Origin of the sequence: Natronomonas marina, from assembly GCF_024298905.1 — an archaeon.
GTDB classification, from domain to species: domain Archaea; phylum Halobacteriota; class Halobacteria; order Halobacteriales; family Haloarculaceae; genus Natronomonas; species Natronomonas marina.
The window spans coordinates 404,779-426,746 of the sequence record NZ_CP101154.1 but is presented as its reverse complement, the minus strand read 5'-3'; the positions used below and the strand labels follow the sequence as shown (position 1 = coordinate 426,746).

Annotated in this window: 22 protein-coding genes; 9 read left to right on the top strand and 13 right to left on the bottom strand. The window is 69.3% G+C overall.

The features are described from left to right. Positions 1 to 40: 40 nt before the first annotated feature. Positions 41 to 700, bottom strand: coding sequence for a thiaminase II (gene tenA, locus NLF94_RS02285; RefSeq protein WP_254839839.1), 660 nt, complete (start codon positions 698 to 700; stop codon positions 41 to 43). Positions 701 to 1,086: 386 nt separating this feature from the next. Here tenA and hemL point away from each other — a divergent pair, with 386 nt between their 5' ends. After that, the gene (gene hemL, locus NLF94_RS02280; RefSeq protein ID WP_254839838.1) at positions 1,087 to 2,427 is read left to right on the top strand and encodes a glutamate-1-semialdehyde 2,1-aminomutase; all 1,341 of its coding nucleotides are present in this window, start codon (positions 1,087 to 1,089) and stop codon (positions 2,425 to 2,427) included. Positions 2,428 to 2,506: 79 nt separating this feature from the next. Here hemL and NLF94_RS02275 read toward each other — a convergent pair whose 3' ends face one another. The 8 genes from NLF94_RS02275 to NLF94_RS02240 all read right to left on the bottom strand — a co-directional run bounded on the left by NLF94_RS02275 (position 2,507) and on the right by NLF94_RS02240 (position 10,108). Beyond that, positions 2,507 to 3,058, bottom strand: a complete 552-nt coding sequence (locus NLF94_RS02275) for an NUDIX domain-containing protein (protein WP_254839837.1) — start codon at positions 3,056 to 3,058, stop codon at positions 2,507 to 2,509. 176 nt (positions 3,059 to 3,234) lie between these two features. After that, the gene (locus NLF94_RS02270; RefSeq protein ID WP_254839836.1) at positions 3,235 to 3,489 is read right to left on the bottom strand and encodes a glutaredoxin family protein; all 255 of its coding nucleotides are present in this window, start codon (positions 3,487 to 3,489) and stop codon (positions 3,235 to 3,237) included. Positions 3,490 to 3,561: 72 nt separating this feature from the next. Further along, positions 3,562 to 4,989, bottom strand: coding sequence for an aryl-sulfate sulfotransferase (locus tag NLF94_RS02265; RefSeq protein ID WP_254839835.1), 1,428 nt, complete (start codon positions 4,987 to 4,989; stop codon positions 3,562 to 3,564). A gap of 51 nt (positions 4,990 to 5,040) precedes the next feature. Further along, the gene (locus NLF94_RS02260) at positions 5,041 to 6,519 is read right to left on the bottom strand and encodes an NCS2 family permease (protein WP_254839834.1); all 1,479 of its coding nucleotides are present in this window, start codon (positions 6,517 to 6,519) and stop codon (positions 5,041 to 5,043) included. A gap of 84 nt (positions 6,520 to 6,603) precedes the next feature. Continuing rightward, positions 6,604 to 7,317: a phosphoribosyltransferase family protein gene (locus NLF94_RS02255; RefSeq protein WP_254839833.1), complete on the bottom strand. Its 714-nt coding sequence runs from the start codon at positions 7,315 to 7,317 to the stop codon at positions 6,604 to 6,606. A gap of 103 nt (positions 7,318 to 7,420) precedes the next feature. Next, positions 7,421 to 7,963, bottom strand: a complete 543-nt coding sequence (gene pyrE / locus NLF94_RS02250; protein WP_254839832.1) for an orotate phosphoribosyltransferase — start codon at positions 7,961 to 7,963, stop codon at positions 7,421 to 7,423. Between the two features lie 84 nt (positions 7,964 to 8,047). Next, positions 8,048 to 9,187, bottom strand: a complete 1,140-nt coding sequence (gene citZ, locus NLF94_RS02245) for a citrate synthase (protein WP_254839831.1) — start codon at positions 9,185 to 9,187, stop codon at positions 8,048 to 8,050. 33 nt (positions 9,188 to 9,220) lie between these two features. Further along, entirely contained in the window at positions 9,221 to 10,108 is an 888-nt protein-coding gene (locus tag NLF94_RS02240; RefSeq protein WP_254839830.1) for a DUF7536 family protein, read from the bottom strand. A 106-nt stretch (positions 10,109 to 10,214) separates the two neighbouring features. Between NLF94_RS02240 and NLF94_RS02235 the strand changes: the two genes are divergently transcribed. Together NLF94_RS02235 and NLF94_RS02230 are read left to right on the top strand one after the other, a co-directional pair. Next, positions 10,215 to 11,171 carry a succinylglutamate desuccinylase/aspartoacylase family protein gene (locus NLF94_RS02235; protein WP_254839829.1) on the top strand — a complete coding sequence of 319 codons (957 nt, stop codon included), beginning with the start codon at positions 10,215 to 10,217 and terminating at the stop codon, positions 11,169 to 11,171. 183 nt (positions 11,172 to 11,354) lie between these two features. Continuing rightward, complete coding sequence (locus NLF94_RS02230; RefSeq protein ID WP_254839828.1) at positions 11,355 to 12,422, top strand: pyridoxal-phosphate dependent enzyme; 1,068 nt, start codon at positions 11,355 to 11,357, stop codon at positions 12,420 to 12,422. On the opposite strand, the gene NLF94_RS02225 is transcribed toward NLF94_RS02230, so the two are convergent. Both NLF94_RS02225 and NLF94_RS02220 read right to left on the bottom strand, forming a co-directional pair. After that, positions 12,423 to 12,776, bottom strand: coding sequence for a hypothetical protein (locus NLF94_RS02225; RefSeq protein ID WP_254839827.1), 354 nt, complete (start codon positions 12,774 to 12,776; stop codon positions 12,423 to 12,425). A gap of 55 nt (positions 12,777 to 12,831) precedes the next feature. Then, complete coding sequence (locus tag NLF94_RS02220) at positions 12,832 to 14,100, bottom strand: tRNA(Ile)(2)-agmatinylcytidine synthase (protein ID WP_254839826.1); 1,269 nt, start codon at positions 14,098 to 14,100, stop codon at positions 12,832 to 12,834. Between the two features lie 137 nt (positions 14,101 to 14,237). On the opposite strand from NLF94_RS02220, the gene NLF94_RS02215 reads away from it, so the two are divergent. From NLF94_RS02215 to recJ, 5 genes are all read left to right on the top strand, one after another. Then, the gene (locus NLF94_RS02215; RefSeq protein ID WP_254839825.1) at positions 14,238 to 15,197 is read left to right on the top strand and encodes a transcriptional regulator; all 960 of its coding nucleotides are present in this window, start codon (positions 14,238 to 14,240) and stop codon (positions 15,195 to 15,197) included. Between the two features lie 199 nt (positions 15,198 to 15,396). Then, a complete protein-coding gene (hemC, locus tag NLF94_RS02210) occupies positions 15,397 to 16,461 on the top strand; it encodes a hydroxymethylbilane synthase (protein WP_254839824.1) in 1,065 nt (354 codons plus the stop codon). Next, a complete protein-coding gene (gene cobA / locus NLF94_RS02205; protein WP_254839823.1) occupies positions 16,458 to 17,231 on the top strand; it encodes a uroporphyrinogen-III C-methyltransferase in 774 nt (257 codons plus the stop codon). The genes hemC and cobA overlap by 4 nt, the downstream gene beginning before the upstream one ends. A 57-nt stretch (positions 17,232 to 17,288) precedes the next feature. Continuing rightward, on the top strand, positions 17,289 to 18,008 hold the full coding sequence (locus NLF94_RS02200) for a uroporphyrinogen-III synthase (RefSeq protein WP_254839822.1): 720 nt from the start codon (positions 17,289 to 17,291) through the stop codon (positions 18,006 to 18,008). Between the two features lie 57 nt (positions 18,009 to 18,065). Continuing rightward, the gene (recJ, locus tag NLF94_RS02195) at positions 18,066 to 19,490 is read left to right on the top strand and encodes a RecJ family nuclease (protein WP_254839821.1); all 1,425 of its coding nucleotides are present in this window, start codon (positions 18,066 to 18,068) and stop codon (positions 19,488 to 19,490) included. A 100-nt stretch (positions 19,491 to 19,590) separates the two neighbouring features. On the opposite strand, the gene NLF94_RS02190 is transcribed toward recJ, so the two are convergent. Together NLF94_RS02190 and NLF94_RS02185 are read right to left on the bottom strand one after the other, a co-directional pair. Next, on the bottom strand, positions 19,591 to 20,013 hold the full coding sequence (locus tag NLF94_RS02190) for a CoA-binding protein (RefSeq protein WP_254839820.1): 423 nt from the start codon (positions 20,011 to 20,013) through the stop codon (positions 19,591 to 19,593). Positions 20,014 to 20,067: 54 nt separating this feature from the next. Further along, a complete protein-coding gene (locus tag NLF94_RS02185; protein ID WP_254839819.1) occupies positions 20,068 to 21,012 on the bottom strand; it encodes a VOC family protein in 945 nt (314 codons plus the stop codon). Positions 21,013 to 21,183: 171 nt separating this feature from the next. On the opposite strand from NLF94_RS02185, the gene NLF94_RS02180 reads away from it, so the two are divergent. Then, positions 21,184 to 21,936: a crotonase/enoyl-CoA hydratase family protein gene (locus tag NLF94_RS02180; RefSeq protein ID WP_254839818.1), complete on the top strand. Its 753-nt coding sequence runs from the start codon at positions 21,184 to 21,186 to the stop codon at positions 21,934 to 21,936. Positions 21,937 to 21,968: the final 32 nt, after the last annotated feature.

The window sequence follows — 21,968 nt, the reverse complement described above, 5'->3', positions numbered from 1 at the left end:
AAATCACGGAACTGTCTTCACGTAATTACAGCCGGCAGTATCAGAGCCCCCACCCCTCCAGGGTGTAGGCCATCTCCCAGAAGCGGTACTCCAGTTTCGCGCTCCGGAGGAATGCCGCCTCCATCGCGTCGTGCTCGCCGGGGGACGCCTCGCCACAGCGGTCGACGAAGGACCGACACCACGCGGTCGCCTCGCGGAACTCCTCGCCGGTGTAGGTCTCGATGAACGGCGTGTAGCGGTGGTCGTCGTCGGCCAGGTCCGCCATGTGCTCGGCGACGTCGAGGTAGCCCTGCACGCAGGGGTAAAGCGCCGCCGCGATCTCGGCGATGGAGCCCTCGTAGGCGGTCCGCAGCAGGTAGTTCGTGTAGGCGACGCAGGTCGGTGCCTTCTCGGTGCGCTCCAGTTCCGCCGCCGAGATGCCGTAGTCGGCCGCGAAGGACCGGTGGAGGTCCATCTCCTCGTCGAGCACGCGGTGGGCGACCCCGAGCAGGCGGGTCATCGTCGCCTCGTCGTCGGCCTTCGCGCCCGCGATTGCGAACAGTCGGGCGTAGTCGAGCAGGTACCGGTAGTCCTGCCTGACCCAGTGCTCGAAGGCCGCCTCCTCGAGAGTCCCACGGGCGAGTTCCCGGACGAACGGGTGGTCCTTCTGTGCCGCCCATACCTCCTCGCCGGCGTCGAGCAGTCGGTCGCTGAACGCCATCGCCGACGGGAGGGCCGCCAGCGTGTTATAACTGGCTAATACAATCAAGTTATCGGCAGACGAGCAACGCCGCTGCTCGGGGCGTAACGTCCGAAGAGAGGGTCCGACCGGGACCCCGGAGGAACACGGAATGCCAGCCGTGTGATGGTCCTGAGCGATGCAGTACCGGAGACCGCTGGGCCTCTCGGTACCAGTCGATACACGTCCCGCAAGTAATAGGGCAATGGACCCGGCAATACCTAGATGTTCTTGCGAAATTTCAGTACGAACACCCACCTTTTCCCGACAGAAGTTATTTTCTTCATCTCGTCCGAGGTGGCCCGGAACGACGCCGGGCGTCGCCGTGGACGGTAACCTCTTTCGGGGCGGCCGGTCTACCGCGAGGTATGAACCGCGACGCCTCCCGAGCGCTGTACGACCGGGCGCTGTCGGTGCTGCCCGGCGGGGTCAACTCCTCGGTGCGTGCCGCGCCACAACCGTACCCGACGTTCGTCGAGCGGGGCGAGGGCGGCCACGTCGTCGACGCCGACGGGAACCGCTACGTCGACTGGGTGCAGGGGCTCGGACCGCTCCTCCTGGGTCACGACACCCCCGAGCCGGTCGCCGCGGCCGTCCAGTCGCACGCCGCCGAAGGGCCGATGTACGGGATGCCCTCCGAGATCGAGGTCGAACACGCCGAGTTCGTCTGCCGGCACGTCCCGAGCGTCGAGATGATACGGTTCGTCAACAGCGGGACCGAGGCGACGGTGTCGGCCTGCCGACTCGCGCGGGCGGTCACCGGCCGCGAGAAGATCGTCGTCATGCGGGGCGGCTACCACGGCGCCCAGGAGACGACGCTCGTCGAGGGCGACCCCGACCACCCCCGGCCGTCCAGCCCCGGCATCCCGCAGTCGTTCTCCGAGCACACGCTACCGATTCCGTTCAACGACGAGGCGGCCGCCCGCGACGTGTTCGAGACCCACGGCGACGACATCGCCGCCGTCCTCGTCGAACCCGTCCAGGCCAACATGGGCATCGTCTACCCGGAGGACGGCTACCACGAGACGCTCCGGGAACTGACCGACGACCACGGCGCGCTCCTCGTCTTCGACGAGGTCATCACCGGCTTCCGGGTGGGCGGGCTCGGCTGCGCCCAGGGGAAGTTCGGCATCGACCCCGACCTCACGACGTTCGGGAAGATAATCGGCGGCGGCTTCCCCGTCGGCGCCATCGGCGGCAAGACGGAGTACGTCGAGCAGTTCACGCCCGCCGGCGACGTCTTCCAGGCCGGCACCTTCTCGGGGCACCCGGTGACGATGGCCGCCGGTCTCGAGACGCTGAAGTTCTGCGCCGAGAACGACGTCTACGAGCACGTCGACGACCTCGGCCGGCAGTTGCGGGCGGGGCTGACCGACATCGTCGCCGACCACGCCCCCGAGTACACCGTCGTCGGGACCGACTCGGTCTTCAAGGTCGTGTTCACGCGCGCGGAGGGCGGGCCGCAGGGCGGCGCCTGCGCCGAGGGCTGCCGGCAGGACCACGACTGCGACCGCTACGGGAACTGTCCGAAGGCCGGCACCGACGTGAGCGACGCCGAAACAGAGCGGTACGCCCGGCTGTTCCGCCCGAAGATGCTCGAACAGGGCGTGCTGGTCTCCCAGAACCAGTTCGAGGCCAACTTCGTCTCCTACGGCCACACCGAGTCCGACGTCGAGGAGACGCTGGAGGCGTACAAGGAAGCGCTGTGAACGACGGCTGCTGGCTCTCTCGCGTCGAAGGTGTCCGCCGAAGCGAAACACCACACTGACCGGTCTGCCGTTCACGCGGTCAGGACCGTGGCGTGAACTCGCGTTCCTCGTCCCGAACCCGTTCGAACGCGGCCTCGAGACACCGGCGGTCGAGCGGGCGAGTTTCCTCGCCGCTCTCGACCAGTCGTCCCGGCTCCCGAAACTCGACCGCGCTCGGTTCGTCGCCGACCCGTGGGGTGCCGGTCGTCCGGTCGCGCTCGACGGCGAAGCAGACCGTGAGAATCGAGCCGTCGTCGTCGACGTCGACGTCGGTGTAGACGAGTTCCAGGTCTTTGGCGGACGCGCCCACGCCAGTCTCCTCCCGCAGTTCTCGCGTCGCTCCGAGCGCCGCCGACTCGTCGACTTCCAGGACGCCGCCCGGTATCGTCCACGTCCCCTGATAGGGTGGCCGGGCGCGTTCGACGAACAGCGCACGGTCGCCGTCGAGGACGACGACGCGACCGACCGGAACCGGGTTCTGGAAGACGAACTCCCCACACGTCGGGCAGAATCGCCGCTCGCGTTCCTCGAACGTTCTGGCCATGAGGGCCGTCCCACAGTACGGGCAGTAGTTCGGCTTCCGTTTGGTCATGTGACGTATCGGGTCCGTGCGTGGTCGTTCGGGAGAGGGGAGTTAGAACTGCTGGACGGGCCCGCTGCGTCCCGCGCAGCGACGGATACGGCGCCTCGAACGGTAGCGTGGTCAGTTCGCGGCGCCTGACCGGCCGGTGGTCGCGGCGCCGTCGCTCCGAAAAGCGAGTGCCGTCGTCAGGCGCCGGCGCCGTAGGTCTCTTCGAGGTAGGCGACGATGTCGTCGGACTCGTTCATGCCGTCGACGCCGTGTTCCTCGTCGACGATGACGGGGACGCCGGTCTGGCCGCTGACCGCCTCGACCTCGGTGCGGTCGGCGTGGTCGCTCGGCACCTCGATGCTGTCGTACTCGAGGCCGAGTTCGTTCAGTTTGTCGATGACCTTCGCACAGTACGGACAGCCGGGCAGTTCGTAGAGCGTGATGTTCGCCATCGACCGTCGGTAGCGCCTCGGTCCTAAAGAGCGCGACGGTACTGTGTCCGGCGGCGACCAGACCGACGCGTCTCACCCGGCGCCGAACCGGCCTCGGAGTCCGGCAGCGATGCGGTCGCGGCGGGCGGCGAGTTCGACGAGTGCCCACCCGACCGACAGGAGGACGCCGACGGCGAACGCGAGGAACGTCCACGACCCCATCCAGACGGGGCGGAACCACGGTTCGACGTGGGCGTAGGTGGTGGCGAGCTCCTCGGTCTGCGATTCGACCGGTGTCCCGGCGCCGGCCGCGGCGATGGCGTCGCCGACGTGGTAGCGGGCGGCCGGCGAGTCGTCGGCGCCGCCGGAGACGGTGAACGACCCGGTCGTCCCCCGGTCGGCCATCGTCGGGCCGTTGCTGCCGGGAGCGCCCCGCTCGGCGTCGTAGGGGGCCCAGGCGGCGTAGAACTCCCAGACCACCTCGCCCTCCGGCGTCACCTCGACGACGCGGTGGTTCAGCGTGTCTGTCACCAAGGTGTTGCCGTTCGGCAGGCGGTCGGCGTCGCGGGGCCAGTTGAAGCCGTCGACGGCCCACACCTGCTCCCACTCGCAGTCGGTCGGCGACGTTCCGGCCCCGAGGCGGGGGTCGGCGCCGCCGCACTCCCGTTCGTACTCGACGACCCGGTCGTTCTCGCTGTCGGCGACCAGGATGACCGGCGTGCCGTCCTCGCGTTCGAGGTAGTCGGGATTGTGCTGTTCGTTCAGCGTCCCGTACTCACCGTCCTCGCCGAGTCGCATGACGACGTTGCCGGTCCGGCGGTCGACGACGATGACCTGATCGAAGTTCCGGGGCGATGCCAGGACGTAGCGGTCGCCGTCGCCGACCGTCTCGACGTCGTTGACGTGGGTCCAGTCGCCGTCGAAGCCGCCGTCGGTGCCGTTGGGGTAGTGGTTCCGGAAGCGCCACTCCCAGACGGTCTCGCCGGTCGTCGTGTTCCGGACGAAGAGACGGTCCTCGGGGACGCCGTCCTCCGTCGCCCGCATGTTGGCGACCAGCAGGCGCCCGTCGCCAAGCCAGGCCGTGCTGTGGGTGTCGACGAGACCCGGCAGTTCGTGACGCTGGACCACCTCGTCGGTGTCGGGGTCGTACTCGAAGGCGATGGTCCCGTCGGGGTACGTCGAGGTGACGAAGAGGTTGCCGTCCGGCAGCGGGTCGACCTCGTAGAACCAGACGGCGCCGACGGAGTCGCCCTCGAAGAGCCAGGCCAGTTCGGCGTCGCCGTCGGCGGCGACGAGTCTGGCTGGCTTCTTCGGCTGGCCGTAGCCGGCGAAGTGAAACCCCTGGACACTGACGTAGGTTCGCTGGTCGGCGGGTTCCTCGACGGTGCCGGGACCGAGGTCGATTCCCTCGGGGTCGAGGGCCGCGTAGGCCGCAGGTGCAAAGAGCGCGAGGACGACCAGCGCGGCCGAAAGGCGGGCGAGCGTCCGCCGGGAGCACTCGCCGACGTACGGGACCTCCATACCGACCCTGGGGACCGACCGACTGGAAGGTGTTACGGTTCCGAGGGGAGTTCAGAACGCGAGCAGGCCGGCGTCGACGGCGAAGAAGACGGCGAAGTAGAGCACGAAGAGGACCCCGAGGACCCACTGGCCGGCAGAGACGTCCTCGCGGTCACCGATGGCCGCCTTGACGACCGGGTAGCTCATGATGCCCGCGGCGAGTCCGTTGGCGATGGAGGCCGTGAGCGGCATGACGGTGATGGTGAGACCGCCGGAGATGGCCCACGCCGGGTCGCTCCAGTCGATGTCGGCGACGCCCTGCAGCATGATGATGCCGACGACGACCAGCGCGATGTAGGTCGCGTAGGTCGGGATGGCGGAGACGAGCGGCACGACGAGCAGCGACAGCGCGAACAGGGCCCCGACGACGAGGGCGGTGAAGCCGGTGCGACCGCCCTCCTCGACGCCGGTGGCCGACTCGATGAACGTCGTCACCGTCGAGGTGCCCATCATCGCGCCGAGGGTGGTGCCGACAGCGTCGGCCATCAGCGGCCGGTCGATGTTCGGCAGGTCGCCGTTCTCGTCGAGAAAGCCGGCGATCTGTGAGACGCCGATGAGCGTGCCGGCGGTGTCGAAGAAGTCGACGAAGAAGAACGTGAAGACGACCAGCACGAACACGAGCGGGTCCTCGGTGATGAGCCCGAGGCCATCGATAAAGCCGAAGAACAGCGGCGTGAAGTCGTACTGGACGCCGAACAGCAGCGAGCCGACGCCGTCGCTTTCGACCTGCGAAATCGTCCCCGCGTCGAGAACGCCCCGCTGGACGACGCCGAGAAGCGTCAGCACGTAGCCCGCGACCGCCGTCCCGAGGATGCCGATGACGATGGAACCCCTGATGTCGCGGGCGTACAGCATCAGCGTGACCGCGAGACCGACGAGCGACAGCGCCGCGACCGGGCTCTGGAGGACGTTCCCCAAAGAGACCAGCGTCGCCGGGTCGTCGACGACGACCTGCATCTCCTGGAGACCGAGAAACAGCAGGAACACGCCGATACCGGCCCCGACCGCGAACTTCACCGGTTCGGGGAACAGCTGGATGATGTACTCGCGGGCGCCGACGGCAGTCAGCGCGATGAAGACGATGCCCTCGACGAAGACCGCGGCGAGGGCGACCTGCCAGGGGACCCCCAGCGTCAGCACGACCGTGAACGCGAAGAAGGCGTTCAGCCCCAGGCCGGGCGCCAGCCCGAAGGGACGGTTCGCGTACAGCGCCATCACGAGGATGGCGACCACCGACGCCAGGATCGTGACGACGGTGAGCATCTCGACGACCTGGAAGTAGGTGTACGTGGAGCCGGCGATTTCGGTCGTCGGCACGTCGCCGCCCTCGGGCGTCCCGCCGACGATGGCCGGCGCCAGGATGCTCGGGTTGACGACGATGATGTACGCCATCGCCAGGAACGTCGTTATCCCGGCGGTGGTCTCCGTCCCCAGGTCGGTGTCGTACTCGTCGAATTCGAAGAACTCGGCGATGGAATCAGTCGCGGCCATGTTTCACGTTCGGGCATACCACAGGACGGGGACTTAGTAGTTACCGTCGAAAACCCGGCCAGTGTATCCACGTTCGTCCAACACTCAGTCGAGACGGACGAGTGCATCGACGGGGGCGTCGGTGTGGGCGCGGGCCCGCTCGATGCCCTCGTCGCCGACCGCGATGAGCGCGAAGACGCCCGCCACGTCGGCGCCGGCCGAGCGAGCGATGTCGAGGAGCAGTTGCTGGGTCTCGCCGGACCGGATGAGGTCGTCGACGACGAGGACGGACTCGCCGGCGTCGACGGCGCTTGCCGGGAGGTAGTAGTCGATCTCGATGCCCGACGAGAGGCGCTGGCGGGCCTCGATGAACTCCTCGACGGCCGTCTCGCGGGACTTCTTGGCGTAGGCACAGCGCGACCCGAAGTACCGCGACATGGCGGCCGCGAGCGTGATGCCGTCGGTCGCCGCCGTCAGCACCGCGTCCGGCGGGTCGACGCCGAGTTGCTCCGCGGCGACCGGCGGTACCAGAGAGAGGAACGACTGGTCGAAGACGACCCGCGAGTTGTCGACGTAACCCTCCTCGTCGACCGCGATACGGGCGTCCAGTTCCTCCGCCAGCAGGTCCGCGCCGACGTCCTCGACGACCTCGCGGGCCCGCGTCTCGCTCGGGAGTACGTGACCGTTGACGTAGCGGTTCAGATCGCCCGCCGGCAGTCCCGTCTCCGCCGCCAACTCCTCGTAGGTGCGCGTCTCCTTCAGCGTCCGCAGCACGTCGACCGCACGCAACTGGAGGGCGGCCTTCTCCGAACGGTTCATGATTACAACGGAGTCAACGCACGTCCATGAATACGTCGATGTTTCTCCAGTCAAAGATAGACACTAAAGTGGATACACCGGCGTCGACTGAGAGCCGAACGGACTACCGGCCGGCGTCGGCGAGCAACTCGGAGGCCGTCAGGAGCGACTCCAGTTCGACATCGTTCTCGGCGAGGTGCTCGCGGGCGCCCTCCTCGCGGTCGACGACGACGAGGACGCGGTCGACGACGGCGCCCGCCTCCCGCAGCGCCTCGACGGCGTCGACGGCGCTCTGGCCGGTCGTGGCGATGTCCTCGACGACGACGACCTCCTCGCCCGCCGCGAGTTCGCCCTCGATGCGGTTTCCGGTGCCGTACTCCTTGGCCTGCTTACGGACGATGACGTAGGGAGCCCCCGTCTCGACGGCGGTGGCGGCGACGAGCGGAACTGCACCGAGCGCCACGCCGGCGAGTCGGGGCGGCGCGTCGCCGTCCGCGAGCAGGCGGTCGGCGAAGGCCGCCGCTATCAGTTCCAGGCAGTGCGGATCGGTCTCGAAGACGTACTTGTCGACGTAGTACTCCGAGGTCCCGCCGTGGGAGAGTTCGAACTCGCCGAACTTCACCGCCTCGGCCTCTCTGAGCGCGTCGATGAGCTGCTGGTCGGCCATACCGGCAACTGACGGCAGCGGATAAAAAAACGGCGCGGAATCCGCGTCGAAAGGGAGGAGGGTCGAGCGAACCGGCGTCCGGGACTATCGCTCGTCGATGGGCGGCACCGAGCGGTCCTCGCTGCCGACGTAGCGCGAGCGGGGCCGGATGAGCCGGTTGTCGTCGTACTGTTCGAGGACGTGTGCGATCCAGCCGCCGACGCGACTCATCGCGAAGATGGGCGTGTAGATGTCGACCGGGATGCCCATCTGGTAGTACGTCGACGCCGAGTAGAAGTCGACATTGGGTGCCAGGCCCTTCTCCTCGACGAGGTAGTCCTCGATGGTCGTCGAGTACTCGTACCACTTCATGTCGCCGGCCTCGCCCAGCGCCTTCGACTTCTCGCTGAGTATCTTCGCACGCGGGTCCTTGACGTTGTAGACGCGGTGGCCGAAGCCGGGCACGCGACGGCCCGCTTCGAGAGCGTCGGTGACCCACTCGAGGGCGTCCTTGTCGGAGGCGTCGACCTCCTTGAGCATCTCCATGACGTCCTGGTTGGCGCCGCCGTGGAGGCTGCCCGACAGCGTCCCCACCGCCGAGGTGACCGCGGCGTGGAGATCCGCGAGCGTCGAGGCGGTGACCGTCGCCGAGAACGTCGAGGCGTTCAGCCCGTGGTCGGCGTGCAACACGAGCGCCATGTCGAACGTCTCCGCCAGCACGTCGTCGGGTTCCTCGCCGTTGAGCATGTAGAGGAAGTTCGCCGCGTGTCCGAGGTCCTCGCGGGGAGCGACGGGGTCGTTCCCGTTGCGGATGCGGTCGAACGCTGCCAGCGCGGTCGGGACTTTGGCGGTGATGCGGCGGCCCTTCCGGAGGTTGGCCGCCTCGTTCGTCGGGTCCACGTCGGCCTCGGCGTCGTCGTCGTAGGCGGACAGCGTCGAGACGATGGTCCGCAGCGCCGCCATCGGCTCCTCGTCGGCCTCGGCCAGGTCGCGGACCAGGCGGTGGACGCCGTCGTCGAGGTGGCGCTCCTCGGCCATCGACGCCTCGAACTCCGCCAGTTCCTCGCGGTTCGGCAGTTCGCCGTGCCACAGGAGGTAGACGACCTCCTCGTACGTGGCGTTCCGGGCGAGATCGTCGATGGTGTAGCCGCAGTAGACCAGCTTGCCCTCGTCGCCGTCGATGTAGCTGAGCGACGACTCGGCGACCAGAACACCCTCCAGCCCTTTCTTGAGCTCCTCGGTCATACGCTACCGGTTCCAATGCACGGGAGAAAAGGGTTATCGTTCGGGCGAACCATCCGAAGAACGGATTCCGACGACGACCGCGCCGCCGACGCCGCCGACCGTTCCCAGCAGAACCGGCAGGTACAGCGCGGTCGACCGCACGACGGCAGGGTCGCCCGACGCCGCCGCGACGAGCGGGAGGGTTGCGATGGCCGCGACGACGCCCGCGACGACGCCGTGGGGTGGGGCGGCCCCACGGACGCCGAGGGCCGCGCCGACGAGGAACCCGCCGGCGAGGACGACCGCCGCGTAGACCGTCGAGACGGCCGCCGGGTCGAGACCGACGACCGCGGCGACCAGTCCGTCCGGCGTCCCGAGACAGGCCCCACCCGACGGACAGCCGACTGCCGGCGCCGCGACGAGGGCGGTGTAGACGACCGCGCCCGCGGCCGCCTCGCGCGGGCGCCACTCGTGGCTCAACGAGAGCGCGACGGCGACTCGCAGGCCGAGACCGCCGACCGCGAGGGCGACGAACCCGCCGGTCACCAGGGCGACCAGCAACCGGAAGCCCCCCGAGGGGCGCTCGACGGCCAGCGTGGCGACGACGGGGACGAGCGCCCACCCGAGCAGTCCGATGAGAACCGCGAGCGTCGACGGCGAGCGCCGGCCGGGGTCGATACCGTTGACCGAGAGCGTCCGCCGGTAGGCCGCCCGGGCGACGAGGAGCGTGGTGACGAGTCCGGCGACCGCGGTCGCCAGCACGAACGACAGCGCCCCCCAGTAGAGCAGCGACTCGTCGGTCCCCGGCAGGTACGCGAAGATGACGAAGACCGCGGCGGCGATGGCGGCGCCCGCGAGGAGGCCGCTGCGGGCGTGCCGGCGCACCTCCAGTTCCTCGGCGAGTGCGGCGACGCCGGGACGGTCGGGAGTATCGGCTGACACAGCCGTCCGTAGGGGCGGCCGACACAAATCCGTACAGGTATCGGACACACGGAAAAGTCGGCGGGTATCAGTAGGCCTAAGACCGCCCGCAAGAGGATTGGTAGTAATGACTACCCTCGGTTCGGCGAGTGCGGCCCCGGGCGAAATCGACACGGGGCGGCTGTCGGTCGGTGAAGCCCGGGACGGCTCCGAGGTGGGTCTGCCGGTCGCGGTCGTCAACGGCGACCGCGACGGCAAGACGCTCTACATTCAGGCGGTCTCGGACGGCGACGAACTCAACGGACTCGGGGTCGTCCAGCGGCTCGTCCCGCAACTCGACCCCGCGGACCTGGCCGGCGAGTTGCTCATCGTCGGCATCGTCAACCACTACGGCTTCCAGGTGGCCGAACACCGCAACCCCATCGACGACACGAAGCTCAATCGCGCCTATCCCGGCGACGAGGAGGGGACCGCCTCCGAGCGCATCGCCGCGGCCACCTTCGAGGCCGCCAGCCGCGCCGACCTCGTGCTGGACCTCCACCAGGGGTCGACCTCCTGTATGATAGACGAAACGCGCGTGCGGTGTGGCTCCCGCCACCGGCTCCACCGGGACTGTCTCGAACTGGCGAAGGCGTTCGGCTGCGGCTACATCCTCGACCAGAAGGGGCCCGACGGACAGCTCGCCCGTGCCGCGCCGGACGAGGGCATCCCCACCATCGACCCCGAACTCGGCGGTTCGGTCGGCTGGGACGAGGAATCCATCCGGAAGGGCCTGAAGGGCGTCTTCAACGTCCTCTACCGGTACGGCTTCCTAGAGGGCGACGTCGACCTCCAGCCACAGACCCGGGCGACCGGCTTCGAGCAGTACGGCTCGCCGGCCGGCGGGCTGGTCTCGTACGCGGTCGAACTCGGCGAGGAGGTCCAGCGCGGCGACACGCTCTTCGAGGTGACCGACCCCTTCGGGACGGTCAAGGCGGAGGTGACCGCCGACTCCGGCGGGGTCTTCTGGCGGCACCGCCGCCTCCCGCAGGCCGCGACCGGCGAGTACGTCTGCTCGCTGGGGACCGACATCGACTCCTTCTGACCGTCCTAGGGCGTCGGCCGGATCGTCCGACGGTTTATATACAAGGGGGCGTCCAGACCGCCCGTGACCTGACGGTCGCCGGCGGTCGGTCGAGGCCGGAGCGCGGGACGCCGCCGCCGGCACCCGAGTCCCGCCTGCTCGTCACACCGAAACGGACAGGGCCGCGGCCGTCCACTGTCGGCCATGGACCTCCGCTGTCCGGACTGTGGCCGCGAGTACGCCGACCGCTGGCGGTGTGCGTGCGGCGAACCGCTCCAGTTTGCCGACCGGCCGCTCCCGGCGACCGACGCCCCCGACATCGACCCGCGCGAGGGCCTGTGGGCCTTCGAGTCGTTCCTCCCGGTCGAGCGGCACGTCACCCTCGGGGAGGGGTACACGCCGCTCGTCGACGCCCCGGACTGGGACGCCGAGTTCAAACTGGAGTACGTCTTCCCGACAGGGTCGTTCAAGGACCGCGGCGCGACGACGACGCTGTCGCGGGCCGTCGAGGTCGGCGCCGAGCGCGTCCTCGAGGATTCCTCGGGTAACGCGGGCGCCGCGATCGCCACCTACGCGGCCAGGGCCGGGATTCCGGCCGAGATATACGTCCCGGCGGACGCCAAGGAGTCGAAGCTCCGGGCCATCCGCCGGACCGGGGCGAATCTCGTCCGAGTCGAGGGGACCCGCGAGGACGTGACCGACGCCTGCATCGAGAGCGTCGCGTCGGGGGAGGGCTGGTACGCGAGCCACGCCTGGAACCCCGCGTTCTTCGCCGGGACGGCGACGATGGCCTACGAGATCGCACACCATCGCGGCTGGTCGGTCCCCGACGCGGTCGTGATGCCGCTCGGCCACGGGACGATGTTCCTCGGCGCCTATCGCGGGTTCCGGGCGTTGCGAGCGGCCGGCTGGACCGACCGGATGCCACGGCTGCTGGGCGCGCAGGCGGCCGGGTACGCACCGGTCGTCGCCGCACTCCACGGCGAGAGCGCCGCGGCCGGTGACAACGCCGTCGCCGACGGTATCCAGATTCGAGAGCCACCCCAGAAGCGACACCTGCTGGCGGCCATCGAGGCGACCGACGGCAACGCAATCGCCCTCCCCGCGTCGGCCGTCGAGGCGGAACTCGACCGCCTCCACCGTGCGGGCTTCTACACCGAACCGACGTGTGCGGTTGCCCCCGCCGCACTCCACAGGTACCGCGACCGGGGCGTGCTCGACGACGACGCCGACGTCGTCGTCCCGCTGTCGGGCAGCGGCCTGAAAGGATAGTCAGAGGCCGAGTACGGACTTGAGACGGTCGAAAATGCCCGATTCGCTTTCGGTGGTCCCGTCGGTGGGACGCTCGGCCGGAGTGTCGGCTGTCGACTCCGACTCGCCCGTCGTGCCCGCGTACTCGCAGTACGGACACCCCGCCGTGTCGTCGTAGTGCGGGAGTCCACACTCCGGACACCTCGTCCGCCCGTTGCCGTCGGCGTCGTTGCCGAAGACGAACCCCGACTCCTCGGGAGCCGCCTCGCCCGGTGCCGCGGAACCGCAGTAGGGACACGCCGCCTTCTCGGCGTAGAACGGCAGACCGCACGCCTCACAGACCGTTCGGAGTCGTTCGCCCGGGCTGCTGGCCATACCGACACAGGGACGCCGACACACATAAACTGTGGCAACAGTTCACAACGTTCGACTACCGCTCGGGGTGAGTCGGCCCGTCGAAGCCGCCCCTGACGAGCGGCTTGGCGACGTGTCGCCTGGCCCGGGGCGGGACCTCGTACCAGCCGACTGCTAGGTCGCGGTCGAGGGGTCGTTCGACCCTGCCGTCCGCGGCCGTTCCGCAGTCGCGGCACCGGTAGCCCTGGCCGCGGCCGGCGGACTCCATCGTCCGCTCGCACTCGGGGCACGTCGGCGTGACCGACTCGACCTCCCGAAGCGCCCTGACGGCGAACTTCTCGAGTTTCAGGGTGCCGGCTTTTACCTCGCCGCAGACGGTCAGGTCGTCGCCGACCCGGAGCCGCCGGATCCGGTCGCGGAATCGCTTCGTGGGCTCGAAGGCGACGCACTGCAGTTGCGCCGTCCCACCGTCGACGTCGAAGAAGACGTGACCACCGCGACGGGTCTCCGGTGCCGTCGAGACGGTCGCGTCGAGGCGATAGGACCGACCGTCCACCGCACCCGAAACGGTCCCGTCGAGGAGGTGGGCGTCGGTCCCCTGGTTCGTCACGAAGAGCCGGCTCCGGTCGACCGGCTCGGAGTCGATTCGGGCAGCAGTCTCACGACAGGCCTCTGCGTCGTCGCCGCGGATGCCGTAGAGCACCGGTCCCGGCGTCCGTGGAACGCAGACCGCCTCGCCGGTCCCGCGGTCGACCGTGTCCCACACCGTCGGATAGGCGGTCTCGGCGGCCTCGAAGACCGACTCGACGTCGACGTCCCGCTCCGTCCCCCACCGGTCCGACCGACGGTAGGCGATGCGCTCGTAGGTCCACTCGTCGAAGGCGGCCCACGCACCGACGGCCGCCAGGGAACCGATAATGCCGCGGCCGTTCTTCCACCTCTCGGCGCGATAGCTGGCCTCGGACAGGACCCGGCGGGCGCGCTCGCGGGTGTGGTGCCCGCTGACGGCCTCTCGTGCGAAGTCGACGACCGGATCCGGAACCGCCTCGGGCGAGCCGTCGGCGACGACGACACCGGGGTTCGTCCGATCGTCGGCAGTCTCGGCGGCCGCACCGACGACATCGACGGCGATTCGGGCGGCGGTCGCCGGAGCGGCGTCGGTGTGGACGGCCAGCGAGGCGTTGCCCCGCGTCTTGTGTTCGACGGCCGGATTGCACCGGACGAGCAGCACCCGCTCGACGGTCGCACCCGCGTCGACGAGCCGTCGAGCGACGGTATCGGCGACGTAGGTCGTACACATCCCCCGCTCGCGGGAGTCGGTGTCGTCCAGCCCGATGACGGTCACGGAGAGGGATACGGGAAGGGTACCTAACCGGGTTTCGGTGCGTAAAGCCGGCGGCCGTTCGTGCCCACCCAACCGCAAGATAGCGCCGGTGTGAGCCGGGGAAACACATTTAACCAGGGAAACGCTTACATACCTCTATGTCCCGGTCCGCACTGGTCGGCAACGTCACCACGATGCTCGAGGACGCAGGCTTCGCGGTGAGCGACCGGTGTGCGATTCGCCCGAAGAGCTTCGACATCGCGGCCCGTCGCGGCGACGACGTGGTGCTGTTGAAGGTGCTGGCCAACATCGACGCCTTCGACGGGTACACGGGCGCCGAGATGCGCCGACTCGGCGAGTACCTCGAGGCGACGCCGCTGGTCATCGGGCTCCGGACCCGAAACGAGGATCTCAAACCGGGCGTCGTCTACTTCAGACACGGCGTGCCCGTGCTGTCGCCGGACACAGCGATGGACCTGTTCATCGAGGAGGTGCCGCCGCTCATCTACGCCGCACCCGGAGGGCTGTACGTCAACATCGACGGCGACCTGCTGTCGGACGTCCGCTCCGACCGGGAGTGGTCGCTCGGCAAACTCGCGAACGAACTCGGCGTCTCGCGGCGCACCGTCTCCAAGTACGAGGACGGTATGAACGCAAGCGTCGACGTCGCCGCCGAACTGGAGGAGATCTTCGACCGGCCGCTCGCCAGCCCCGTCAGCGTCCTCGAGGGTGCCGAGGAGGTCCGCGAGGAGACCGACGACCCCGACGAACCGGAGGCCGACCCCGACGACGCCCACCTCATCACGGTCCTGACGCGGGTCGGCTTCGAGGTCCACCCGACGTCGCGGGCGCCGTTCAAGGCCATCAGCGAGGACGAAGGAAGCGACCGGAAGGTGCTCACCGGCCACTCGGAGTTCAACCGCACCGCCGAGAAGCGGGCCCGCATCATGTCTTCGGTGGGTGAGGTGACGCGAACCCGGTCGGTGTACGTCGTCGAGCGCGCCCGCCAGGATTCCGTCGAAGGGACCGCACTCATCGAGCGCGAGGAGATGGAGCGCATTGACGACGCCGAGGAACTGGAGAACATCATCCGCGAGCGCGCCGAAGTCGAGGCCTGAGCGCCACGGCGAACCCTTTTCGACGCCCGATCAGCCCAGCATCGACCGCCGAGACACTCCCTGGGAGGAGCGTCCGTGCCGGGCGTGTCCCACCGGTTTCGTATAGCCGTATCCGATTTACCGTACGAGCGACCGGAGCGGACGGCCGGTGTCCGGGGGAGACGAAGGGGGTTTCAATCGCGGCCACCCACCTTCGGGTATGACAGAGACGATTCGGCTGGCGACGCGGGGGTCGGACCTCGCACTGCGGCAGGCCCAGCGCGTCGCCCGGGCCCTCGAGAGCCGACGCCGGGAGGTCGAACTCGTGGAGGTGGAGACGACGGGCGACAGCGTCCGGGACGAGCTGATACACCGACTCGGCAAGACCGGCGCGTTCGTCCGCAGCCTCGACGAGAAGGTCATCGACGGCGAGGTCGACGCCGCGATCCACTCGATGAAGGACGTGCCGACGGAGTTCCCCGACGAACTCGTCGTCGCGGCCGTTCCCGAACGGGCGTCCGCGGACGACGTCCTCCTGACACCGGACGGGACCGACCTCCCGGACCTCCCGGAGGGGGCGACCGTCGGGACATCGAGCCTCCGCCGGAAGGCCCAGTTACTCTCGGCCCGCCCGGATTTGGCGGTCGAACCGCTACGCGGGAACGTCGACACTCGCGTCCAGAAACTGCTGGCCCCGCCGTTGCAGGCCGAGCACGAACGCCGCCTGGAGGCCCAAGAGGAGGAGGGCGACGCGAGCTACGACCGGACCGCCGAGGAGTGGTTCGACGACCTCCCGGAGCTACGGCGACAGGCGCTGGGCCGTGACATCGAAACCGTCTTCGACGCCATCGTCCTCGCGGAGGCCGGCCTCGAGCGCATCGACCTGCTGGACACCCTGGCGTTCCAGCGGCTCCCCGCCTCGTTCGTCCCGGCGCCGGGGCAGGGGACCATCGCGGTGACGGCCCGAGAGGGCGACGTCGCCGACACGCTGAACCACGAACTCGACCACCCGCGGACGCGGGTCGTGACCACCGTCGAGCGGACGGTCCTCGGGACGCTCGGGGGCGGCTGCGTCGCCCCCGTCGGCATCCACGCGGTCCTCCAGGGCGAGTACGTCCGCACGCGGGTTCGCGTCCTCTCGCAGGACGGCACCGAGGAGATCGAGGCGACCCGGGACCTGCCAGTCGAGCGCCACCCCGAGGCCGCCAGCGAACTCGCCGAGGAACTGGCCGAGGAGGGCGCGGCGGACCTCATCGAGCGGGCACGCAGGGGGGACGGGGAGTGACCGGCACGGTGTACCTGGTCGGCAGCGGCCCCGGCGACCCGGACCTCCTGACGGTCAGGGCCAGGCGACTCATCGAGTCGGCCGACGTCGTCCTCCACGACAAACTGCCGGGCGCGGAGATTCTGGAGTCCATCCCGGAGGCGAAACGCGAGGACGTCGGCAAGCGCGCCGGCGGCGAGTGGACCCCCCAGGAGTACACCAACCGCCGCCTCGTCGAGTTGGCCGAAGAGGACAAGACCGTCGTCCGCCTCAAGGGCGGCGACCCGTTCGTCTTCGGCCGCGGCGGCGAGGAGGCTGAGCATCTCGCCGACAACGGGATTCCCTTCGAGTACGTCCCCGGCGTCACGAGCGCGATCGCGGGCGCCGGTGTCGCCGGAATCCCCGTCACGCACCGCGATCACACCTCGTCGGTATCGTTCGTGACCGGCCACGAAGACCCGACGAAGGACGAGTCGGCCATCGACTGGCACGCCCTCGCGGACACGGGCGGGACACTGGTCGTGCTGATGGGCGTCGGCAAACTGCCGGCCTACACCGGGGAACTGCTCGACGCCGGCATGGACCCCGAGACGCCGGTCGCGCTGATCGAGCGGGCGACCTGGCCGGACCAGCGGGTCGCCAGCGGTACGCTCGAGACCATCGTCGACGTCCGCGACAGCGAGGGAATCGAGCCGCCGGCCATCACCGTCGTCGGCGACGTTGCGGCGACGAGAGAGCGCGTGAAGGCGTTTCTCCGAAACGAACGAGACGGGCGAGAGGAGACTGAGTAAACCGCATGTCGATATACGAAATTCGTTCGGGCGCGAACGGTGGGAGGCCGAGCGAGGATGGCTGAGACGGTCGCGTTCTTCCGACCGAACGACGAGCGCGCAGCCGAGGCCACCGAAATCGTCCGCGAGATGGGTTCAGAGCCGCTCTCGGACCCGATGCTGGCCGTCGAACCGACCGGGGATACCCCCCGCGAGGACGCCGCCTACACGGTACTGACGAGCAAGACCGGCGTCGAACTGGCCCGCGATGCCGGCTGGACGCCGGCGAGCGAGGTCGTCGCCATCGGGACCGCGACCGCCGACGCGCTGAGATCGAACGGCTACCGCGTCGACCGCGTCCCGGAGGAGTACTCCTCGTCGGGGCTGGTCGAGGAACTCGAAGACGAGGTAGCGGGCGAGCGGGTCGAGGTGGCCCGCTCGGACCACGGCTCGGCGGTCCTCACGGACGGCCTGAACGACGCCGGCGCGTACGTCCACGAGACGGTGCTCTACCGGCTGGTCCGGCCAGAGGAGGCGGGCGAGTCGGCGGTCGCGGCGGCCGAGGGCCGCCTCGACGGCGCCTGTTTCACCTCCTCGCTGACCGTCGAGCACTTCCTGGCGGCGGCCGACGAGCGGGGCGTCCGTTCGGCCGCCGTCGAGGGCCTGAACGACGCCGTCGTCGGGACCATCGGCGACCCGACTCGCGAGACCGCCGAATCGTACGGTGTCGGCGTCGACGTCGTCCCCGCCGACGCCGAGTTCGCCGCCCTCGCCGCGGCCGTCGTCGAGCGTCTCTGAGCGGGTCTGCCGCCGCCGACCGACGGTTTATACACCGAGCCGCACAACCTACGCCCGATGGACGCTCCGGTTCCGGAACTCGAGGCGCGCGCCAGCGCGTGTGCGGACGCCCTCCTCGACGCCGACCGCGTACTGCTGGCCTCCCACATCGACGCCGACGGCCTGACCAGCGCCGCCGTCGCCGCGACGGCGCTCCGGCGGGCGGGACTCCCCTTCGAGACGGTCTTCGAGAAGCAACTGGACGCCGATTCGATCACCGGCATCGCGGCCCGCGAGTACGACACCGTGCTGTTCACCGACTTCGGCAGCGGCCAACTGGACATCATCACCGACCACGAGGAGGCGGGCGAGTTCACGCCCGTCGTCGCCGACCACCACCAGCCGGCCGACGCCGACACCGAGTTCCACCTCAACCCCCTGCTGGAGGGCATCGACGGCGCCTCGGAACTGTCGGGCGCGGGCGCGGCGTACGTCCTCGCACGGGCGCTGGCGGAGCGCGGCCCCGAGGCCCGACTGGGGAACCGCGACCTGGCGGCGCTGGCCGTCGTCGGCGCCGTCGGCGACATGCAGGCCAGCGGTGGGGAACTGCACGGCGCGAACGAGGGGGTCGTCGCGGAGGGCGTCGAGGCCGGCGTCCTCGCGGAGACGAAGGACCTCGCGGTGTACGGCAAGCAGACCCGCCCGCTTCCGAAACTGCTAGAGTACGCCTCCGACGTGCGGATTCCGGGTATCACGAACGACGAGCGCGGCGTCGTCTCCTTCCTCGACGGCCTCGACATCGACTGCCGCGCCGACGGCGCCTGGAAGCGGTGGGTCGACCTGACCGACGACGAGAAGCAGGCGGTCGCCAGCGCCCTCGTCCAGCACGCCGTCTCCAGGGGCGTCCCGGCGTTCAAGATCGACCGTCTCGTCGGCACCTCCTACGTCCTCACCGAGGAGACGCCGGGCACCGCCCTGCGGGACGCCAGCGAGTTCTCGACCCTTCTGAACGCGACGGCCCGCTACGAGCGCGCCGACGTCGGACTGGCGGTCTGTCTCGGCGACCGCGAGGCCGCCCTGGAGCGGGCACGGGAACTGCTCCGGACCCACCGCCGGAACCTCTCGGAGGGCATCGAGTGGGTCGAGGAGCACGGCGTCACGACCGAGGAGCACCTCCAGTGGTTCGACGCTGGCGACGAGATACGCGAGACCATCGTCGGCATCATCGCGGGCATGTCGATGAGCGCCGACGGCGTCTCCCGCGAGATGCCAATCGTCGCCTTCGCCCGCAAGAGCGACGAGGAGACGAAGGTCTCCGGGCGCGGAACGGGGCCGCTCGTGAGCCAGGGCCTCGACCTCTCGGTCGTGATGGGGGAGGCCGCCCGCGCCGCCGGCGGGGACGGCGGCGGCCACGACGTCGCCGCCGGCGCGACGATACCCGCCGGCAACGAGGGGGAGTTCATCGAGCACGCCGACGCCGTCGTCGGCGAGCAGTTGGGCTGATTGCGCCGGTCGAGAACGCCGGTGGTGTCGGCGTTCGCCACCGACCACTCGGCGGTCGGTTCGTCTACGGCAACGGAAACACACGTCGACCGATTCCGAGCTAGTCCATCGGGTGACGGATCAACCGGCCGTGTTCGACCTTCATACAGCGGTCCTGCACGACGTCGAGCCCGGCGGCCTCCGCTTTCCGTGCGGCCTCGTCGTGCCGAATCCCCTGCTGCATCCAGATGGCCGCCACGTCGTCGCGGTCGAGCGCCGCCGCGACGATTCCGGGTACCTCCTCGCTCGGTCGGAATATCTCGACGACGTCGACCGTCCCGGGAACGCCCGCGAGTGAATCGGACGCCCGAGTGCCGAACACCGTCTCGGCCGCCGGATTGACGGGTCGGAGTTCGTAGCCGTGCCGACGGAGGTACGCCGGCACGATGTGTGCTGCCTTCTCGTGCGACGTCGATGCACCCACGACGGCAACCCGGTCGTATCCGAGAACGCGCCGGAGTTCGTCGGGATCTTCCAGCGGCATACACCCGGTAGCGGGAGCCGAAAAGATCAGTGTACCGCAACCGGTGTCGGCCCGTCAGTCCGTTCCCGTCCCGGGAGAGGGGTCGAGCGGCCGTAGTTGCCCCTCGATCATCTCGCGGTCCTCTTCGAGCCACGGCGGGAGAAACAGCGACGTACTCGGGGGGTCGCTGTCGACGCCCGCCGCAAGCCCCGGCGATTCCGTGGCGAGTTCCAGCAGAATGCCGCCGGGTTCCCGGACGTACAGGGAATGGAAGAAGTGGCGGTCCTTCACCCGCGAGACGTCGTAGCCGCGTTCCCGGAAGAGATCGTGCCACTCGTAGAGTTGGTCCTTCTCGGGGACTCGGACGGCGACGTGGTGGATCGAGCCCGCGCCCTCCCGGCCGAATTCGGCGTCTCGGTCGAGGAGGTCGACGACGGTGGCCCGGTCGCCAGGGGCCCGGTACCGAACCCGGTCGCCCTCCTGGTCGAGCAGTTCGAACCCGAGCGTCTCCAGGACGCTCGCGGTGACGAAGACCCTCGCCGAAAGCAGCGTCACGCCGTGGATGCCGCGGACGGCGTGCCGCGCCGGGACCGGTCCGTCCGTCCACGGACCCACGTCCGACTCGCCGGTAACCAGTTCCAGTCGTGTCCCGTCCGGGTCGGTAAACCGGAGTACCGTCTCGTCGAACCGGTCGAACGGGCCCTCCACGGTAACGTCGCGTGTCCGGAGTCGATCTCGCCAGTAGGACACCGAGTTCGGCGGGACGGTCAGCGAGGCGGTGCCGATCTGTGGTGTTCCGATGCGGCCGTCGTCCTCGGCGGGATACGGGAAGAACGTCAGCACAGTACCTGGCGAGCCGGTTTCGTCGCCGTAGAACAGGTGCCGAGTGAACTTCTCGTTGAAGTTCACCGTCTGCTTGACCAGGCGGAGACCGAGGACGCCGGCATAGAAGTCGACGTTCGACTGTGCGTCCCGAACGATGCCCGTGATGTGGTGGATGCCGGGGGTATCCGTAAGCATGTGTTGTGATGTCAGCGACCCGACCGACGGTTAGCGCGGGTCCAGCGTGACTTCGTATCGCAGCCACAATACGTGTCGGGTCGCATGCGTCGCAGTTTCGTATCCCGACATACGGTTTATTCTGGGGCAGCGCGCCGTCCCTTTTATGCTCCCGTCGGTCGATTCGCCGCCATGACAGTCGAGTACGACCGCCGCGGTCCCGTGGCCGTCGTCACGGTCGACCGCCCGGAGCGACGCAACGCAATCGACGACGCCACCGCCGAGGCGCTCGGCGACGCCTGGGAACGCTTCGACGGGGACGACGACGCCCTGGTCGGCGTGCTGACCGGCAGCGAGGGCACCTTCTCGGCCGGTGCGGACCTCAAGGAGATGGACCTGCAGGACCGCCCGGAGGGGTGGCTCGGCTTCACGCGCACGCGCGTCTCGAAACCGACCATCGCGGCCATCGAGGGCCACTGCGTCGCGGGCGGCCTGGAGATGGCGCTGTGGTGTGACCTCCGTGTGGCGAGCGAGTCGGCCACGTTCGGCTGCTTCGAGCGCCGGTTCGGCGTCCCGCTGGTCGACGGCGGTACCCAGCGGTTGCCCCGAGTGGTCGGACTCGGGCGGGCCCTGGAGTTGATACTGACCGGGCGGGAACTGGCCCCCGAGACCGCAAAGGAGTGGGGACTGGTCAACCGCCTCACTCCCGAGGGGGAGGCGCTGGAGACCGCCGTCGAGATGGCCGAACTCGTCGCGGGCTTTCCCCAGGAGACGGTCCGCACCGACAGAGCCGCCGTCTACGACGGCCTGGGGTCGACGCTGGAGCAGGGCCTCGCGACCGAGGGGTGGCACGGCTCCCGCGCACTGGAGACCGCAGTCGAGGGCGCCGACCGCTTCGCCGGCGGCGAAGGTCGGGGCGGCGAAGGGGTGCCGGACGAGGAGTAAACCGTATTCCGGTATAGGAAACGGACGCCGGC